We start from the raw sequence: 15,700 nt of genomic DNA on the forward strand, positions 1-15,700 counted from the left end.
GAACGATTGAAACGCCGCGCGCCGAGTAGCGCCGCCGTGCGGCATGGCTGCCGTGTTGGAGCGCGTCGGCAAACTCCTCTTCGGATCGCCGAGCGCGAACTCCCGTTCCGCCGGCGGCGCAACAGCCCGCCAGCCAGCGCGCCGCGCGGGGTGGCCGACACGACCCCGGCGCCCGTCCTGAGGTCTCGAGCTGGTCCTCGGGGCCCTCGACGAGACCTTGAATGAGCGATACGCTGGGCCAGGGCCTTCCGCCCGGCGGCAGGTTTTAACGCGTAGTGTTTGCGGCAGGCGTCCGCCCCGCTCTGCGGTCGGCTCCCCACCACGAACGACGAAGCCCGGCTTCGAGGCGCTCAGGGTCACGTAAGTGGCGCTGATGGACAACGCGCGGCCCGGTGCGCTGCTCAATCTCGCCGGATGGTGGCGCCATGACCTCGGGCCCAAGGCGGACCAACGCAAACAGGACGGCTTGTTCAAATTCACCCAGCATATGGTTCGCATTGGCAAACGTGAACGGAAGGCAACGGAGGATCCGTTGGCTCGTCAAGAAGTGTGATGTTCGGAGGCCGGGTCTTCAGACCCGGCAGATTCAGACGAACTCGACCGGCACGCGATTCGGGATCAGTCCCTTTTCGAACGCCTCGTCGAAGAAGCGTTCCAGGGCCGCGCGACCGCGAGTGCCGTAGTCGAGCGTCAGCGCGTTGACGTACATGCCAACGAACTTGTCGGTGTCCTTCTGGTCAAGGCCGCGACCGAACTGCTGCGCGTACTCCACGCCCGCCTCTCGATTGTTGAGCGCATACGCAATGCTGTCGTGCAGCATCGTCGACACGGTGCGCATCAATTCGGGGCCCATATCGCGACGGATGATGTTGCCGCCAAGCGGCAGAGGCACCCGCCGTGCGTTCAAACCACCACTCCCCAGGTCCACAATCTTTCGGAACCCTTCGGCCTGATACGTGAGCTGGCCCTCATGGATAAGCAACCCGGCGTCCACGCGGCCCTCGAGCACAGCCTGCTGGATTTCATCGAAGGGAATGACCTCATAGTCGAAGTCAGGGTCGTCCATTTTCCAGAGCGAGAACGCCGTGGTCAGCAGGTCCAGGCACGCCCACCTTGACGCCCTTCAGCGAATCCGACGGCAGCGGCCTGGTGGAGACCAGGATGGGGCCGTAGTTGTCGCCCATGCTTGAGCCATGCGGCAGGGGCGCGTATTTGTCGAGCAGGTGCGCGTAGGCATGGAAGGACACGGCGGTCACTTCATGTTGCCCTCGAACGCGGCCCGGTTCAAGGTTTCGATGTCCGAGAGAACCTGGTCTACCTCGATGCCCGGCACCTGCACGGCGCCGCTGGCCAAACCAAAAAACATGAACGCGTCATCGGAATCCGGACTGTGTGCAACGGTGATCTTCATTCAGCCTCGCGCAAGCGCCTGACCACAGCCGCGAATTTTTCGATGGCGTAGTCGATGTCGGCGTCGGTCGTGTGGCGACCCGAGCCCAAACCCTGATCGTAGCCGATGGCACATGGTCAGGTCAAACAGCGCCAGCAGCACGTGATGGGGTGGCCGAGGCCGAGGCTGCAGGCCGAGCCGGAAGAGACTGCGATGTCGGAGATGCCAATCATCAGCGACGACCCATCCACGCCCTCAAACCCGACGTGCAGGTTGTGCGGCAGGCGATGGTCCATCGACCCGCTCACCGTGACCCCGCCAATCTGTGTGCGCAAACCGTCCAGCAGGCGGTTGCGCAGTCCGGTGAGCCTCGCGCTTTCCACGGGCATGTCCCGCATGTCGATGAGACAGGCATACCGAGCCGACGATGCCGGGGACGTTGAGGGTGCCGGACCGCATGCCGCGCTCCTGGCCGCCCCGATGATGAGCGGCGCCAGTTCGGTGCGGCGACGGATGAAAGTGCGCCACAGCCCTTCGGGCCGTACATCTTGTGCCCGGTGAGCGAGAGCAAGTCCACCTGAGCCGCCTGCACATCCACGGGCACTTTCCCGACGGCCTGCGCGGCGTCCGTGTGGAAGAGCGCGCCCTTCGCGTGGGTGATGGCCGCGATCTCGGCCATGGGCTGCAACACGCCCACTTCGTTGTTGGCAGCCATGACACTGACGAGCGCGGTGGCATCTGTCACGGCATCGGCCAGCGCATTCAGGTCAGGCCGTCCGTCCGGTCCCACGGGCACCACGGTGCACGTCCAGCCCTGTTTCTCGAGGCTCTTGCAGCCCTCAAGCACAGACTTGTGCTCGATGGCGGAACACACCATGTGCCGGCGGCCTTCCGGAGCCGACGCCGCCACGCCCTTGATGGCGAAATTATTGGATTCGGTCGCGCCGCTCGTGAACGTAATCTCGCGCGCGGTGCCCCCGATGAGGGCCGCGACACGCCGCCGGGCCTCTTCCACAGCCTCCTGGGCCTTCCAGCCCCACTGGTGGCTTGAAGATGCGGGATTACCGAAGACTTCGGTAAAGTAAGGCAGCATGACCTCGAGGACCCGCGGGTCCACGGGCGTCGTGGCGTGATAGTCAAGGTAGACGGGCGGGCGCGACATCGCCCGGTAATATTACGAGATTTAGGTGAGGACACCCATGCGTCGTTTTCTGATTGGTAGTGTGCTGGCTGGAGCCGCGTTCGTCACCGCGGCGGGAATCGCAACGCCATGGGCTCAGGCCCCGGCGCGTATGGATGCGGACGGTCTCCTGAAGGCCTGGGGCACCTATCAGTCGATGCGCCAGGCTTCGCCCTACCGGAGCGCCACCTGGCAGTCGCTGGGCCCCACGAACATCAGCGGCCGCTCCACGGACGTGGCGGTGGTGGACGTCGCAGGCCAGCGGCACATCTACGCGGCCTACGCCACCAGCGGCGTCTGGAAGAGCGAGGATCACGGCAAATCGTGGCGCGCCGTCTTTGAACATGAGGCGTCCACGAGCATCGGCGATGTCGAAGTCGCTCCCTCCAACCCGAACATCGTGTGGGTCGGCACAGGCGAAGCCAACATCTTCCGAGCCTCCATGGCTGGCGTGGGCATCTACAAGTCCACAGATGCCGGCAAGACGTTCACGCACATGGGGCTGGCCGACACGCAGACCATTTCGCGCATCATCGTGCATCCCACCAATCCGGACATCGTGTACGTGGCGGCGTCAGGCCACGAGTGGACTGACAACGCGATGCGCGGTGTATTCAAGACCACCGACGGCGGACGCAACTGGACCAAGGTGCACTACAAGAGCCCGCGCACGGGCGCGATCGATCTGGTGATGGATCCGACTGACCCGAACGTGTTGTACGCGGCCATGTGGCAGCGCATCCGTCGCAAGTGGAGTGACCCGCGCGTGGAGCCCGGCTACAACGAGGGCGGCGTGGTCAAGTCCACTGACGGTGGCCAGACTTGGAAAGACATGAGCCAGGGTCTGCCGGCGCCGCAGTTCCGCGGCCGCATCGGCATCGACATCGCGCGCTCGAACCCCAATGTCCTTTATGCCTTCGTGGATAACTACGAAGAAGGCCGCGGACCGCAGGCCAACGAGCGCGATGCCTATGGACGCGCGATCACGAACGGCCGGATCAAAGCCGCCGAGATCTACCGCACCGACGACAAGGGCGCGACCTGGCGTAAGGTCAGTGAAAACAACAACTTCATGATTCAGCACTCAGGCACGTACGGATGGGTGTTTGGCCAGATTCGGGTGGATCCCGTCAACGAGAACACCATCTACACGCTGGGGCTGGGCATGAACCGGTCGATCGATGGCGGAAAGACGTTCAGCAACGCCACCGGCGCCTCCGTCAGCAACGTTGATGGCAGTTCTACGGGCGGTGTGCACGGAGACCACCACGGTCTCTGGATCGATCCGAAGGATCCGCTCAAGCTCTACAACTCCAACGACGGCGGTGTGTATCACTCGCTCGACGGCGGCAAGACCTGGGTGTTTGCCGTGTCAGCCGCCGGCGCGCAGTTCTACAACGTCTCGCTCGACACCACGCGTCCAGCGTCGTGGGCGTACGGATCGATTCAGGACCATGGCAGCCGGCGCGGGCTGGTGGACGTCTCCAAGGGCCGCGGCGCCATCCCGGCCGTGGCGTGGGGGTGCGCCGGGCGGTGAAGGCTCGAACCACTCCATCGACCCGACCAACCCGAACATCGTCTACACCCACGGCTTTTACGGCAACTTCAGCCGCACGGACCTCGGCGTGGCTGCCGCCGCACGAGGGCGAGGTCGTGGCGCCGGTGCAGCCACACCCGCTCAGCCGCCTGCGCCTCAGGGTCCGCAACGGGTGACGAACATTCAGCCTGAGAATCCGCCAGACGCGGAACTGCGCGCGCAGTGGATGGCGCCGATCATCATCTCGCCGCACGACAACACGATCATCTATGCGGGCTACCAGTCGGTCTACAAGTCCACAAGTCGCGGCGACAAGTGGGAGATCATGAGCCCGGACCTCACGAACAACAACGCCGCGGAGATGCTCATCAAGAATTCCAACGCCATCCCCTACCAGACCATCGTTGCCCTCGCCGAATCGCCACGAAAGGCCGGCCTCATGTACGTGGGGAGCGACGATGGACGGCTGCATACGACGATTGACAGCGGCAAGGAGTGGACCGAACTCACGAGCAAGTTGCCGGTGAGGAAGTGGTTCGCGGGACTGGTGCCCTCTCGCTATGCCGAGGGAACGGTTTACGTGGTGCAGCGCGGTCGTGAAGACGACGACTTCGCGGCGTATATCTACAAGTCCACAGACCACGGCCGGACGTTTACGAGCATTGTGAACAACATCCCCGCTGGCCCGGTGAACGTCATCCGCGAACATCCGACCAACGCGAACGTGTTGTTCGTTGGCACGGACTTCGGTGTGTTTGTGTCCACCAACGGTGGCGCGAAGTGGGAAGTGCTCGGCGGCAACCTGCCGTCCACGCAGGTGTCGGACTTGCAGTATCACCCTGTGGATCACGTGCTGGTCATCTCGACGTACGGGCGTGGGATGTACACGCTTGATGTCTCGGGGATTCGGTGAGCACACTGATGGGTCGAACCTATTCGCCTCCGAGCTCATTTTCAGGCATTGCCTCATTGCCCCGTTGGCTCATTGGCTCATTACTTGTCGCGTCTGTTGCCTGCGCCGACCGCGGCGCGCCAGCGGCAGCGTCCCCGGCCGCCAGCTTCCTGACGTCCGTGGCCGCCATGTGTGGTCAGGCATATGCGGGACGGGTGGTCGCGAATGAGCCCGCTGCGCCCGATGACCCATTCGAAGGCAAGGCGCTGGTCATGCACGTGCGGACGTGCAACTCAGCAGAACAGGTGCTGGTGCCGTTTCACGTTGGCGAAGACCGTTCTCGCACGTGGGTGTTGACGCTGGTGACTGACCGCCTGCGGCTCAAACACGACCACCGCCATCAGGACGGGACGCCGGATACGGTCTCGATGTATGGCGGCGACTCGACCTCGCCAGGCACCGCGACCCGCCAGGAGTTCCCGGTGGATGACTTTTCGAAGGCCCTGTTCACCCCGGGAGAATCGCGCCGTATCAAACACCAACGTCTGGGCCATGGAGATCGAACCGGGCAAGATGTTTGCGTACGAACTCACGCGCCCCGGTCGCCGGTTTCGAGTGGAGTTCGACCTGACCACGCCAGTGCCGGTTCCGCCGGCACCCTGGGGGCAATAGAGTCCAGGGTCCAGAGTCCAGAGTCCAGGGTCCAGAGCTTGCCTCGCCGTAGCCTTGGCGGAGGCGGGTCCAGGGCTTGCCTCGCCGTAGCCTTGGCGGAGGCGGGTCCAGGGAATCGCTGTTAGGCTTGACGTATCGGCCATCGGGCGGCCGGCTTGGAGGCCCCCCTATGCGGCTCCTGCACAGCACGTTCGTTGGAACGGTCCTTGTTCTAGTTTTTGGGATCGCCGGCGCGGCGCCGGTTTTTGCCCAGCAATCCCCACCTGCGGCAGCCGATCTTCAGATCTACGAGGTGAAGACGACGGACGGAGCGCGGTATTACGGATACCTGCAGCTCGACACGCCCGATCGGGTGATCCTGCGGACACCAGGCGGGGCCATCATCGAATTGGCAAGGGCCAACATCGCGTCGATCACTGCGGGTAAGGGGGCGCTGGTCGGGAAGGAGTTCTTCAGGGAGGATCCGAATCCAACCCGGCTGTTTTTTGGGCCCACGGGCCGCTCCCTGAAAAGGGGCGAATCCTACTTCGGAATCTACGAAGCCGTCATGCCCTTCGTCCAGGTGGGCATCACCGACCGGTTGTCGATCGGCGGCGGCACGCCGCTGTTCTTTGGTGGCGGGGAGCACCCATTCTGGTTCACTCCAAAGTTCCAGCTGTACGAAGGAGATGGTGCCAGCGTCGCTGTCGGGGCCTTGCACTTCCTGAACGTCGGCGACGGCAACTTCGGCATCGCGTACGCAGCCGGCACCTTCGGGACGCGAGACGATGCGGTGACGGTGGGCGCGGGATGGGCGTACGAAGTGTACGGCGGCAACAACACAGGATCCGCGCTGTTGATGGTGGGCGGCGAACGACGCGTGAGCCGGCGCATCAAACTCATCAGCGAAAACTACTTCATCGGCGGCGACGCGATCGTCTCGGGAGGCGTTCGGTTCATCGGCGAATCGCTGTCGGCCGACATCGGTCTGTTTGCCCCGCTCGCCACCGGCGAACTATTTGCGTTCCCGATCGTGAACTTTGTCTGGAAGTTTTAGACTCGCCAATTTGCCGGGTCTAAAGACCCGGCCTCCGAAGACTTACTCCGTTTTGGCGGGGACGGGCGCGTTCGTGAGCGCGGCCTTGAGCGTATGCCAGGCAAGCGACGCACATTTGACCCGAGCGGGAAACTCGCGGACACCGGCAAGCACAGCAAGTTTGCCGACGGCTTCTTCGTCTACCGGTTGGTCGATGGGTGTGGTCACCATCTGGTGGAACTTGTCGAACAGTTCAGTCGCCTCATCAATCGTGTGGCCTTTGACCGCGTCGGTCATGAGCGAGGCAGACGACTTCGAAATGGCGCACCCGGAGCCCTCGAACGCGATTCCCGTAATGCGATCGCCCTCGACCTTGAGTGACAGCGTCAGCTTGTCGCCACACAGGGGGTTGTGCCCCTTTGCCGACTGGGTGGCGTCGGGCAGCGGCCCGTAGTTGCGCGGCCGGCGATTGTGGTCGAGGATGACCTCCTGATAGAGGTCGTTGAGGTCTTGCATCAGAAAAATCCCAGCGTGAGCTTCGCGGCTTCCGACATCCGCTCTTTCGTCCAGGCAGGCTCCCAGACAATCTCGACTTTCGCATCGGTGATGCCGGGAATGGCCTTCACTTTGAATCCCACCTCGAGCGGCAGTTGCTGCGCCGATGGGCATGCGGGGCTGGTCAGCGTCATGTTGATGAGCGCACGCTTCTCGGCGTCCACGATGATGTCGTAGATGAGGCCGAGTTCGTAGATATCGACGGGGATCTCGGGGTCGTAGACGGTCTTGATGGCTTCCACAATCTTGCCCTGGAACTCTGCCGTCTGCTCGGTGTCGAGCGGCCCCACCTGCAACGCATCGTGCGTCGTCTCGGGCTTCGGGCTGGTTAATGCCTCGGACGTCCAGGCGTCTGGGGCCGTGAATGGCGTCTGCGACACGGCCGCGTCTTCCGCCTGGTCCTTCTTGCCCGTGAGAAATGAAAACATGCCCATGCCTTACCCTAGCAGTTGACGGACGCGATCAAGCGCCACCACCAGCGCGTCGATTTCGTCCGTCGTGTTATACATCGCCAGCGACGCGCGAGCCGTCGCCGGAATCCCGAAGCGGTCCATCACGGGCTGCGCGCAGTGATGCCCGGTGCGAATCGCGACACCCTCGCGGTCCACGATGGTGCCGATGTCGTGTGGGTGCAGGTCGTCCATGACGAACGACACGACACTCGCCTTGCGCCGTGCGGTGCCGATGATCGTCAGGCCCGGCACGGCGGAGAGCCGAGCGGTGGCGTACGCGAGCAGCGCGGATTCGTGCGCGCCGATGGCATCAAAGCCGATGCCGCGGACAAACTCGATGGCGGCGCCCAGGCCGATAGCATCCGCAATGTTCGGCGTGCCGGCTTCGAATTTGTACGGCAGCTCGTTCCACTCGCTCTTCTCGAAGGTGACGGAGCTAATCATGTCGCCGCCGCCCAAAAACGGCGGGCAGGCCTGAAGGAGCGACTCGCGGCCATACAACACGCCGATGCCCGTGGGGCCGTACACCTTGTGGCCGGTGAACACGTAGAAGTCGGGGTCCAGCGCCTGCACGTCCACGGCCATGTGGTACGCCGCCTGCGATCCGTCAATCAGCACCGTGGCGCCCACCCGCCTGGCCGCCGCGATCATGTCCTCAACCGGATTGATCGTGCCGAGTGCGTTGGAGAGATGCACGACGGCCAGCATCTTCGTGCGAGGTGTCAGGAGCTTCGCAAACTCTTCCAGGATCACGTCGCCGCGATCGTCGATCGGCGCCACCTTGAGGATGGCGCCCGTCCGCGCGCAGGCCATCTGCCACGGGACAATATTTGAATGGTGCTCCATCGCGGTGATGAGCACTTCGTCGCCAGGCTTCAGTTGCCAGTCGCCCCATGCGCGAGCCACCAGGTTGATGCTCTCGGTGGCGTTGCGCGTGAAGATGATTTCCCGTTCACTTCTGGCGTTCAGGAACCGCTGCACACTGCGTCGGGCCGACTCGTAGGACGCCGTCGCCCGTTCGCTGAGGGTGTGCACGCCCCGGTGGACGTTGGCGTTGTCGCGCTCGTAGTAATGGCGCAAGGCGTCCAGCACCACCCGTGGCTTCTGGGTTGTCGCGGCATTGTCGAGATACGCGAGTGGCTTGCCGTGCACCAGCTGATGCAACGCGGGGAACTGCTCGCGCACCGCCACCACATCCAGGGATGCTGGCGTCGATGACGCGGCGGGGACGGCCTGGGGGGTCATGCCGGCAGGTGCAGCTTCTCGACCAGGACCTCTTCGAGACGGTCTCGCACGGCGTCGTGTTTGATCCCGTTGAGGACATCACTGGCAAACGCGTGAATGAGCATGTTGCGCGCATCCTGCACTCCGATGCCACGAGCGCGCAGGTAGAACAACTGGTCGGCATCGAGCTGGCCGATGGCCGCGCCATGGGTGCACTTCACATCATCCGCAAAAATTTCGAGCTGCGGCTTGGTGTTGATTGAGGCTTCGTCCGAGAGCAGGAGCGCTTTGTTGGTCTGTTTCGCGTCGGTCTTCTGGGCGTCGGGCCGCACGATGATCTTGCCGTTGAACACCGCTTTGGCGCGTCCGGTCAGGATGCCTTTGTAGACTTCGTGACTCGGGCAGTGCGGCATCGCGTGGTCGATGGTGGTGTGCGTGTCCACGAGGGTCTCGCCGTCGGCCACGTAGAGGCCGTTGAGCGTGCACTCGGCGCCGTCTCCCGCAAGTGTGGCCGTGATGTCGTTGCGCGCGATGCGCCCGCCGAACGTGATGGCCTGGGACGTAAACGTGCTGGCACGGTGCAAATGCACAAACGTGCTGGCCATGTGGAAGGCCTCGGCCGTTTCGCGCTGCACCTTGACGTGGTCCACCATCGCTCCCGGTCCCAGCAGCACCTCGGTCACGGCGGTGGTCAGCACCGGCGCGGCGCCGATTCCCGCGTAGTTCTCCACAATGGATGACTGCGACTGCTCACCAGCGACGACGAAGAGGCGCGGAGCCACAAGGCCAGGATCGGCGCCTGGTGCCGAGATGAAGAGCACATGGATGGGCTCGGTCACCACGGCCTTCGGGGCGATGTGGATGAAGACACCGCCTTCGCAGAAGGCCGTGTTCAGCAAGACAAACGGATGGTCGCTCTTGAGGCTCGGGCCTTCCAGGGGCGGCTGGTCGGTCATCGCTTCGGCCATGCCGGACACAGTGACGCCCGCCGGCAGGTTCTCGAGCGACGAGAGTTCAGAAGACAGCCGGCCATTCACCACCACGGCCTGCATGCCGAACGCGGTTTTGAAGAGGAACGGCTCGAGGTCGGCCGCGGTCACTCTTGGGCCGCCGGTGACGCGCCGGAAGCTGGTGGCGGCAATCGCGGCCACGTTCGTGAACTTCCACTCTTCGTCGCGCGTGGTCGGGAAGCCTCGCGCGATGAACCGGGCAAAGGCCGAGGACCGCGCGGTGCGGAGCCACTCGGGTCCAAAGGCCGGTGATTCGCGGAATGCCTCGAAGTCGGCCGCGTAAGTCTCGTGACGCTCGGCTACCTGCGGCATGGCTACGCCCGGGCTCCGGCCACGGCATCCACCCAGCCGTACCCCTTGTCTTCAAGCTCGAGCGCCAGTTCCTTGCCGCCCGACTTCACGATGCGGCCGCCGCTGAGCACGTGCACGAAGTCCGGCACGATGTAGTCGAGCAGGCGCTGATAGTGGGTCACCACGATGATGGCGCGATCGGGGCTGCGCAACGCGTTGACGCCATTGGCGACAATGCGGAGGGCGTCGATGTCGAGGCCGGAATCGGTCTCGTCGAGAATCGCCAGCTTCGGTTCGAGCACCGCCATCTGGAAGATCTCGTTGCGCTTTTTCTCACCGCCCGAAAATCCTTCGTTAACCGCGCGGTGCAGCATCGACTGATCCATCTCGAGGAGCTTCGCCTTTTCGCGGATCACCTGGAGGAACTCGACGGCGTCCAGTTCCTGCAGTCCGCGGTGCTTGCGCACGGCGTTGAGCGCGGCCTTGAGGAAGTAGGAGTTGTTGACGCCGGGAATTTCCACCGGATACTGGAACGCCATGAACACGCCTTCACGGGCGCGCTCCTCGGGGTCCATGTCCAGCAGGTCCTTGCCGTCGTAGGCCACCGTGCCGCCCGTGGCCTCATAGCCGGGGTGGCCGCAGAGGATACGGGCCAGCGTGCTCTTGCCCGAGCCGTTGGGCCCCATGATGGCGTGCACTTCGCCAGGGTTGACCGACAAGCTCAGGCCCTTGAGGATTTCCTTGTCCTCGACCCTGACACGCAGATCCGAAATCTCGAGCAACATACTTAACCGACGCTTCCTTCCAGGCTGATTGAGAGAAGTTTCTGGGCTTCCACGGCGAACTCCATCGGGAGCTCGCGGAAGACCTCTTTGCAGAAGCCGCTGACGATCATGTTCACGGCGTCTTCAGTGGCAATACCGCGCTGGCGGCAATAAAAAATCTGGTCTTCGCCGATTTTCGACGTTGACGCTTCGTGTTCGACCATCGCTGTGGAGTTTTTGATCTCCAGGTACGGGAACGTGTGCGCGCCGCACTTGTCGCCGATGAGCAACGAATCGCACTGCGAGTAATTACGCGCGCCATGCGCGTTCTTGCCGATCTTCACGGCGCCGCGATAGGTGTTCTGGCCGAAGCCGGCCGAGATGCCCTTCGACACAATCGTGCTGCGGGTGTTCTTCCCGAGATGGATCATCTTGGTGCCGGTGTCGGCCTGCTGGCGGTTGTTCGTGGTGGCCACCGAATAGAACTCGCCCACCGAGTTGTCGCCCTGCAGGATGCAGCTCGGGTACTTCCACGTGATCGCCGACCCCGTCTCCACCTGCGTCCAGGTGATCTTCGAATCGGTCATCGCCCGGCCGCGCTTGGTGACGAAGTTGTAGATGCCGCCCTTGCCGTCCTTGTCGCCCGGGTACCAGTTCTGGATGGTGGAGTACTTGATCGTGGCCCGATCAAGCGCGACCAATTCCACGACGGCCGCGTGCAACTGGTGTTCGTCGCGCATCGGCGCCGTGCAGCCTTCCAGATAGCTGACCTGTGAACCCTCGTCGGCAATGATCAGGGTGCGCTCGAACTGTCCCGTGTTTTTCGCGTTGATGCGGAAATACGTGGAGAGTTCCATCGGGCACTTCACGCCCTTGGGGATGTAGACGAACGACCCGTCGCTGAAGACCGCGGAGTTGAGCGTGGCAAAGAAGTTGTCGGTGTAGGGCACGACCGAACCGAGGTACTGCTTGACCAGCTCGGGGTGATCCTTCACGGCCTCGGAGAACGAGCAGAAGATCACGCCCATCTCCCCAAGCTTCGCGCGGAAGGTGGTGGCCACCGAGACGCTGTCGAACACGGCGTCCACAGCGACGTTCGCGAGCATCTTCTGCTCTTCGATCGGAATGCCCAATTTTTCGAACGTCCGGCGCACTTCAGGATCAAGTTCATCCAGGCTGGCCAGCTGCGGCTTGGCTTTGGGCGCCGAGTAATAGCTGATGCCGTAGTAGTCGATCGGCTCGATGTGCAGGTTGTGCCACGTCGGCTCGGTCATCTTCTGCCAGGCGCGGAACGACTTCAGGCGGAACTCGAGCATCCACGCCGGTTCATCCTTCTTCGCCGAAATGGCGCGAACGACGTCCTCGTTGAGGCCGGGGGGAAAGGTGTCGGATTCGAGAATGGTCTCGAAGCCGTACTTGTACTCGCGGGTCGCGAGTTGCTCGATGGTTTCTTCTTGCGTGGACATTTGTGGATCTGGGAGGCCGGGGCTTGCCCGGCGCGTGACCGGCCTCAAGGCCCGGCCTCGGTGTCACATCAGGCGACACTAAAAGACGTTCCGCAGCCGCACGTCTGTTTGGCGTTCGGGTTCTGGAACACAAAACCGCGGCTGACCAGGCTCGTGTCGTAGTCGAGCGTGGTGCCGTCGAGCAAGCGATGGCTGCGGGGGTCAACCCACACCTTCACGCCTTCGGGTCCATCGAACACAAGGTCGGCTGGCGTCGGCGCGGCTTCCCACTCAAACACATATTCGAAGCCGGAACAGCCGCCGGCCTTGATGCCGACACGCAGGCCGGTCGCGCCTTCGTGCCTGGCCAGCAGCTTGTGCATCTGCGTGGCGGCGATTGGGGTCACGGCAATCATGATCGTTTCACCATCTGCATCGGCATCACGCCGGTGGGAAGCGGCAGAGGCGCCGGCATTTCCATCGCCAGCTCGGCGACCGACGTGGCGGCCAGCGCGGCAATGATGCGGTCCTTGATGCGCCACAGCGGATCGCGGATGTTGCACTTCGAGTACTGGTCGCAGCTATGGTCTTCTTCAGAACACGCAGTGACCATTAACGGACCATCGACCGCCTGAATGACATCTGCCACCGACATGGCCGCGGCGGCACGTGCCAGGGCATATCCACCGCGAATCCCCTGCTGCGATTCAAGCAGCCGGCCTCGCACGAGCTTCTGGAGCACCTTGGCCAGCAATTCAGGCGGAATATCGTAGGTTTCTGCCAATTCCCTCGCCGAAACCGCTCCCCGATCGGCATTGGCGGCCAGGTGTCTCACCGCCAGAAGCGCGTAGTCAGTTTTTTTTGAGAGCCGTAGCATTGCGGGGCCTTTTTGCTGCGAGGCCGGATATGTCCGACCGAACTAGTCCATCTTAGAAGTACCGGCGGGTTGTTGCAAGCCGGCGAGGGTCGCCACTACGAATACCCCGCCATTCGCCACGCGTGAATGCCCCCGGCCAGATTGACCGCCTCAAAGCCCTTCTGTCTGAGGGCAGCGGTCACCCGGGCGCTGCGGGCCCCGGACTGACACTGCACCACCACCGTCCGGTCTCTTGGCAGGGCGTCAAGTTGCTGCATGACCGCGCCCATGGGAATGAGGACGGCGCCTTCGATGTGGGCCGACGCGTGTTCGAACGGCTCCCGCACGTCCAGCAACATGTGCGGGTGACCCGACTCGCGCCACTGATGCAGTTCGTCAACAGTCATTTCGTCTTTCATTTCAGCGGTCTCCGATGGTCCACACACCTGATCGTAAGCGACAAGCGTGCCGATTGTTGGCGCATCGCCGCACACCGGACATTCCGGGTCGCGCGGCAGGGTGATGGTGCGGAATGTCATGCGCAGCGCGTCGCATAGCAGCAGGCGTCCGGCCAGCGACTCACCCATGCCGGTGACGAGTTTGATGGCCTCAGTGGCCTGCACAGTGCCAATGATGCCCGGCAGGACGCCCAGCACCCCTGCTTCGGCGCAATTCGGAATCAGGCCGTCCGGGGGCGGCTCGGGGTGCAGACAGCGGTAACAGGGCCCGCCCGGGGCCGCGAACACGGCGGCTTGTCCTTCGAACCTGAAGACGCTGCCGTAGACGTTTGGCGTGCCGCTCATCACGCACGCGTCGTTGACCAGGTACCGGGTCGGAAAATTGTCTGTGCCGTCCAGCACCACATCGTACGCGTCCACCAGCGCGCGGGCGTTCGAGACGCCAAACGGAACTTCGTGTTGTTCAAGGACGACATCCGGGGTTGACCGAACGGATCTTCGCGGCCGCTGATGCGAGCTTGGAGCGGCCGATGTCCCCAGTGCCATGAATAATCTGCCGGTGCAGGTTGGACTCGTCAACCACATCGAAGTCCACCAGGCCGAGCGTGCCGACACCCGCCGCAGCCAGGTACAACGCGGCCGGTGACCCCAGCCCACCCAGGCCAACGATGAGGACTCGCGCATCGAGCAATCGCTGCTGCCCCTGCCGCCCGAGTTCCGGCAGCAACAGGTGTCGCGCATACCGAACCGCGTCAGGCGAGGACATTCAATGATTCTAGATGCGGGATGGTAGGGGGACGGGTGTGTTTTCCACAGAAACCCGCGAAATGGGGACAGGTCTCGCGACCAAACGACCTCAGAGGTCGGTTTCCTCTGGTCTCTTGAAACCGACCTCTGAGGTCGTTTGGTCGCGAGACCTGTCCCCATTTCGCGGGTTTCTGTGGAAATCACACCCGTCCCCTTACCTTCCTCAATATGGACATCATCGGGCACCAGCCGGTGAGGGCTGATTGGAACAGGTTCGCGCCGACGAACAGGGTGAACCAGAAGAAGCGGGCGTCCACATACATGCCGAGCAGGACGCTCGCCATCACGAACGCACCGGCAATCAATCGCAACATCGCTTCAATCGTCATCAACTACTCCTGCTGAGAGGCTACGCCTCGGGAACGAACAACACCGGCCCCACGCCGGATCGAATCAACGGCTCGCCAACGGTGGTACGCCACACGCGGTCATGCACGCGGGGCTCTGCCACCACCACCATCGAGACATCGGCAAACATGTCGGACGCCGGCACCGTATCGTGGCGACGATCGGTGGCTGTCGCACCCAACGCCACCGCCAGCTTCCGGGCCAGCTCCCAGGCCGCATCCCCTCGCAGTCCGGGCGCGGCATACACGGCGAGTCGTGCGAGCGCCGGCGAATCGCCACCATGCACCACCAGCACCGGCACGGCGGTGTCACGCAGCACGCGCTCGGCCACTGAACCCAACCACCACAATCGTGGACCCGTGCGCCCGTGCGTGCCCATCACGATCAGGTCGGCACCGTCGGCGTGGCGCTCGATGGCCTCCACAGGGGGACGCATCTCAATGACGGCGGTAAATGGGGCGCGCGTGTGTTTTCTGCCGAAGACCTCAAGAAATCTCTGAGCCTGCGCCTGACGATGCCGGCGCTCCGCCGCCATCGTCTCAATCTGCTCCTTGGTGAAATACACCGGCGCTTCAAGCGCCTCCGCGTGCAGCAACACCAGTTGTGCGCCGCAGCCCTGCGCCATGGCCCCGGCCGGTGATTTGCCGCCGACGACGCCTCACCGAAGTCGACGGGCACAAGAATCTGTTTCAGCGTCGCAGTCATGCCGGCACCCCTTCTTCAATCGCCGGCGCATTCGCCGCACCCCCGGCGATTCGCCATCGCGAAGTACACCACCGGCACCGTCATCCGCGAAAGCAGCAG

The 15,700-nt window shown here is 63.4% G+C and carries 14 protein-coding genes and 4 pseudogenes; 5 read left to right on the plus strand and 13 right to left on the minus strand.

The window, feature by feature from the left end; genetic code table 11:
- Positions 1 to 364: 364 nt before the first annotated feature.
- The gene (locus tag IPL75_15640; GenBank protein MBK9241650.1) at positions 365 to 553 is read left to right on the plus strand and encodes a hypothetical protein; all 189 of its coding nucleotides are present in this window, start codon (positions 365 to 367) and stop codon (positions 551 to 553) included.
- A gap of 33 nt (positions 554 to 586) precedes the next feature.
- On the opposite strand, the pseudogene IPL75_15645 reads toward IPL75_15640, so the two are convergent.
- Positions 587 to 1,411: pseudogene (locus IPL75_15645) on the minus strand (ABC transporter substrate-binding protein).
- A pseudogene (locus IPL75_15650) lies at positions 1,408 to 2,552 on the minus strand (cysteine desulfurase). Before IPL75_15650 ends, IPL75_15645 begins: the two co-directional pseudogenes overlap by 4 nt.
- 37 nt (positions 2,553 to 2,589) lie before the next feature.
- Between IPL75_15650 and IPL75_15655 the strand changes: the two are divergent.
- The 4 genes and pseudogenes from IPL75_15655 (at position 2,590) to IPL75_15670 (ending at position 6,707) form a co-directional block, all read left to right on the plus strand.
- Positions 2,590 to 4,107 carry a hypothetical protein gene (locus tag IPL75_15655; GenBank protein ID MBK9241651.1) on the plus strand — a complete coding sequence of 506 codons (1,518 nt, stop codon included), beginning with the start codon at positions 2,590 to 2,592 and terminating at the stop codon, positions 4,105 to 4,107.
- Positions 4,025 to 5,020, plus strand: a complete 996-nt coding sequence (locus IPL75_15660) for a hypothetical protein (GenBank protein ID MBK9241652.1) — start codon at positions 4,025 to 4,027, stop codon at positions 5,018 to 5,020. The genes IPL75_15655 and IPL75_15660 overlap by 83 nt, the downstream gene beginning before the upstream one ends.
- 71 nt (positions 5,021 to 5,091) lie before the next feature.
- Positions 5,092 to 5,671, plus strand: a pseudogene (locus IPL75_15665) (hypothetical protein).
- A 169-nt stretch (positions 5,672 to 5,840) separates the two neighbouring features.
- Positions 5,841 to 6,707 (plus strand): hypothetical protein, encoded by an 867-nt coding sequence (locus tag IPL75_15670; GenBank protein ID MBK9241653.1) that lies wholly within the window; start codon positions 5,841 to 5,843, stop codon positions 6,705 to 6,707.
- A 42-nt stretch (positions 6,708 to 6,749) separates the two neighbouring features.
- Here the strand turns inward: IPL75_15670 and IPL75_15675 are convergent, their stop codons facing one another.
- The 11 genes and pseudogenes from IPL75_15675 to IPL75_15725 all read right to left on the minus strand — a co-directional run bounded on the left by IPL75_15675 (position 6,750) and on the right by IPL75_15725 (position 15,521).
- Positions 6,750 to 7,202: an SUF system NifU family Fe-S cluster assembly protein gene (locus tag IPL75_15675; GenBank protein ID MBK9241654.1), complete on the minus strand. Its 453-nt coding sequence runs from the start codon at positions 7,200 to 7,202 to the stop codon at positions 6,750 to 6,752.
- On the minus strand, positions 7,202 to 7,669 hold the full coding sequence (locus tag IPL75_15680) for a DUF59 domain-containing protein (protein ID MBK9241655.1): 468 nt from the start codon (positions 7,667 to 7,669) through the stop codon (positions 7,202 to 7,204). The genes IPL75_15675 and IPL75_15680 overlap by 1 nt, the downstream gene beginning before the upstream one ends.
- 9 nt (positions 7,670 to 7,678) lie before the next feature.
- The gene (locus IPL75_15685) at positions 7,679 to 8,893 is read right to left on the minus strand and encodes a cysteine desulfurase (GenBank protein ID MBK9241656.1); all 1,215 of its coding nucleotides are present in this window, start codon (positions 8,891 to 8,893) and stop codon (positions 7,679 to 7,681) included.
- A gap of 41 nt (positions 8,894 to 8,934) precedes the next feature.
- The gene (gene sufD, locus IPL75_15690; protein MBK9241657.1) at positions 8,935 to 10,239 is read right to left on the minus strand and encodes a Fe-S cluster assembly protein SufD; all 1,305 of its coding nucleotides are present in this window, start codon (positions 10,237 to 10,239) and stop codon (positions 8,935 to 8,937) included.
- Between the two features lie 2 nt (positions 10,240 to 10,241).
- The gene (sufC, locus tag IPL75_15695) at positions 10,242 to 11,000 is read right to left on the minus strand and encodes a Fe-S cluster assembly ATPase SufC (protein ID MBK9241658.1); all 759 of its coding nucleotides are present in this window, start codon (positions 10,998 to 11,000) and stop codon (positions 10,242 to 10,244) included.
- A 5-nt stretch (positions 11,001 to 11,005) separates the two neighbouring features.
- Positions 11,006 to 12,448 (minus strand): Fe-S cluster assembly protein SufB, encoded by a 1,443-nt coding sequence (sufB, locus tag IPL75_15700; protein MBK9241659.1) that lies wholly within the window; start codon positions 12,446 to 12,448, stop codon positions 11,006 to 11,008.
- 68 nt (positions 12,449 to 12,516) lie between these two features.
- Positions 12,517 to 12,843 carry an iron-sulfur cluster assembly accessory protein gene (locus tag IPL75_15705; protein ID MBK9241660.1) on the minus strand — a complete coding sequence of 109 codons (327 nt, stop codon included), beginning with the start codon at positions 12,841 to 12,843 and terminating at the stop codon, positions 12,517 to 12,519.
- On the minus strand, positions 12,840 to 13,304 hold the full coding sequence (locus IPL75_15710) for an Rrf2 family transcriptional regulator (GenBank protein MBK9241661.1): 465 nt from the start codon (positions 13,302 to 13,304) through the stop codon (positions 12,840 to 12,842). The genes IPL75_15705 and IPL75_15710 overlap by 4 nt, the downstream gene beginning before the upstream one ends.
- A gap of 95 nt (positions 13,305 to 13,399) precedes the next feature.
- Positions 13,400 to 14,507, minus strand: a pseudogene (moeB, locus tag IPL75_15715) (molybdopterin-synthase adenylyltransferase MoeB).
- Between the two features lie 181 nt (positions 14,508 to 14,688).
- Complete coding sequence (locus IPL75_15720; GenBank protein ID MBK9241662.1) at positions 14,689 to 14,877, minus strand: DUF2892 domain-containing protein; 189 nt, start codon at positions 14,875 to 14,877, stop codon at positions 14,689 to 14,691.
- A gap of 20 nt (positions 14,878 to 14,897) precedes the next feature.
- Complete coding sequence (locus tag IPL75_15725) at positions 14,898 to 15,521, minus strand: universal stress protein (GenBank protein MBK9241663.1); 624 nt, start codon at positions 15,519 to 15,521, stop codon at positions 14,898 to 14,900.
- Between the last annotated feature and the right edge of the window lie 179 nt (positions 15,522 to 15,700).

Source organism: Acidobacteriota bacterium, from assembly GCA_016716905.1.
Taxonomy (GTDB): Bacteria; Acidobacteriota; Vicinamibacteria; order Vicinamibacterales; family SCN-69-37; genus SYFT01.